Origin of the sequence: Scytonema hankhaensis NUACC26 (assembly GCF_045865695.1) — a bacterium.
Taxonomy (GTDB): Bacteria; Cyanobacteriota; Cyanobacteriia; order Cyanobacteriales; family Nostocaceae; genus Scytonema.
The window spans coordinates 1-2,999 of sequence record NZ_BAACAP010000010.1; the positions used below are offsets into that span (position 1 = coordinate 1).

Genomic DNA, 2,999 nt, shown 5'->3' on the forward strand with positions numbered 1-2,999 from the left:
CCACTCACTCTCATCGCCCAGCCCGGAGAGCAATTGTCGTTGCGCTTCATCTACGATACTCAGCGCTTTGATAGTGCAAGTGTCACACGAATGATGGGGCATTTCCAAACTCTGCTACAGGGTCTCGTCGGCAGTCCTGACCAAAAGCTGTCGCAGATCTCACTGTTAAGTGCCATTGAACAAAATCAACTCCTGGTGGAATGGAACAATACGCTCAGTGATTATCCCCAAGAGTTGTGTATCCATGACTTGTTTGAGCAACAGGTACAGAAAACACCGAATGCAACAGCAGTGGTGTTTGAAGACCAATGCCTCACATATGGCGAACTGAACGCCAAAGCCAATCAACTGGCACACCATCTCCGTGAGTTGGGCGTGGAACCGGAAGTGTTAGTGGGTGTGTGTGTCGAGCGGTCATTAGAAATGGTAATGGGATTGCTGGGCATTCTTAAGGCAGGTGGCGCGTATGTGCCCATAGACCCAGAGTATCCACCTGAACGCTTGGCATATATGCTCAGTGACAGCCAGGTGAAGGTGCTCCTCACCCAGGAAAAATTAGTAGCAAGGCTCGGGCAACAAGAGGCACATCTGGTGTGTCTGGATACAAACTGGCAAGAGATTTCCCACGCCAGCGCAGAAAATCCACACACTGAAGTGTTACCCCATCATTTGGCATATGTGATTTACACTTCCGGCTCAACAGGTAAGCCGAAAGGAGCAATGAACAGCCATCAAGGGGTTTGCAATCGCATACTTTGGATGCAGCAAGCGTACCAAATCGCCGCCGAGGATAGTGTCTTACAGAAAACCCCCTTCAGCTTTGATGTGTCGGTGTGGGAATTCTTCTGGCCATTAATGACGGGAGCACGCCTGGTGGTGGCGCAACCGGGAGGACATCGCGATAGTGCTTATCTAGTAAAGCTGATTGCCACTGAGCAGATAACCACACTGCATTTCGTGCCCTCAATGCTACAAGTGTTCTTGGAAGAACCCACTCTGGAAAGTAGCGGGAGTTTGCGGCAAGTGTTCTGTAGTGGGGAAGCCCTGCCAAAAGAACTGCAACAGAGGTTTTTCGCCCGATTGGGATGCAGTTTGCACAATCTCTACGGACCGACAGAAGCAGCAATAGACGTAACATATTGGCAATGTCAACCAGACAGCGAACTGTTGAGTGTGCCGATTGGTAGGGCGATCGCCAATACACAAATTTACATCCTTGACCGGAACAATCAACCAGTACCAGTAGGTGTGGCAGGAGAGTTACACATTGGGGGTGTAGGTTTAGCACGCGGCTACCTCAACCGACCGGAGTTGACAGCAGAGAAATTTATTCCCAACCCGTTTGCGGAGCGTCCTAGTCAACGGCTGTACAAAACCGGGGATTTAGTCCGCTACTTTGCTGATGGCAACATCGAGTATCTCGGCAGGATAGACCACCAGGTGAAAGTGCGTGGCTTCCGGATTGAGTTGGGCGAAATTGAGGCAGTTCTGGGTCAACACCTAAATGTGCGCGAAACTGCGGTCATCGCCACACAAGAATCTGGCACGACGCGGTTGGTAGCATACACAGTCGCCCATCAGCAACCCGCACCAACGATGAGTGAGTTGCGTGCGTTCCTCAAACAACAACTACCAGAATATATGGTACCGAGTGCCTTCGTGGCACTTGAGACCCTACCACTGACACCCAATGGTAAACTCGACCGTCGCGCTTTACCTAAACCATCTGGGGTACCAGAACTTACCAGTGGCTTTGTCGCACCGGGAACACCGACCGAAGAAATCCTGGCAAACATATGGGCATCGGTGCTGGGCATTGAGTCGGTGGGTATTCATGACAACTTCTTTGAACTCGGTGGCGATTCGATTCTGACGATTCAGATTGTGGCCAAAGCTAGTACAGCTGGGGTGCAACTGAGTGCAAAGCAGATGTTTGAGCATCAAACCATTGCTGAGTTGGCAGCAGTTGCTTCTACAGTGGGCGCAATTCAGGCTCAACAAGGAGTAGTGAGCGGGACATTGCCACTGACACCCATTCAGCGTTGGTTCTTCGAGCAGAATTTCAGCGCATCGGCACACTGGAACCAAGCTCTGTTATTAGAAATACCACCGGGAATTGAGCCAACTGTTTTAGAGCAAGTGGTGCATGCAATGCTAGTACACCATGATGCGTTGCGCTTGCGTTTTGAGAGCACTCCTTCCGGTTGGCAACAAACGAATGCGCTCTTGGATGACACCGTGCCGTTTACTATTGTGGATTTATCCCCACTCCCACAACCACAGCAACTAGAAGCGATTCAAGCAAAAGCTACCGAACTCCAAGGAAGTTTAAATTTATCAAGCGGACCGCTGGTGCGAGTGGCGTGGTTCAATCTCGGCTTTGAGTTAAACTCAAGACTGTTGGTAGTCATCCACCACTTGGCAGTGGATGGGGTGTCATGGCGGATTTTGTTAGAAGATTTGCACGCCGCCTACTCGCAACTTAGTGGTGGTGAGGCAATACAACTACCACCCAAAACGACATCATTTAAAGATTGGGCGCAACTCCAGTGGGAGTATGTACAATCCCAAGATTTGCAACCCCATCGCGATTTTTGGTTGGCACAATCGCAGCAACAAGTCGCAAACATACCTCTTGACTATCCAAGCGGTGCAAATAGCGAAGCATCTGCACGCACAGTGTCGATGTCGTTATCAGTTGAAGAAACCCGTGCATTACTGACTGAGGTACCAAAAGCGTACAACACACAAATCAACGACGTGTTGCTCGCCGCCTTAGTGCAGGTGTTAGCTCATTGGACGCAATCAACCCACGTGCTGTTCAACTTGGAAGGACACGGACGCGAAGAGATATTGGATCGGGTTAATGTCTCGCGCACGGTAGGATGGTTTACCACCATCTTTCCGGTGGTGTTACATCATGCTACAGACAATCCTGGTGAGGCGTTAAAGTCCATCAAAGAGCAACTGCGTCGCATCCCCTCTCAAGGCATGAGCTA

The 2,999-nt window shown here is 50.3% G+C and carries 1 protein-coding gene; it reads left to right on the forward strand.

The genetic code is table 11. The features are described 5' to 3' along the window. Window positions 1-2,999: non-ribosomal peptide synthetase (locus ACKTT2_RS00120; RefSeq protein WP_407882750.1), on the forward strand; the 2,999-nt coding region annotated here is incomplete at both ends.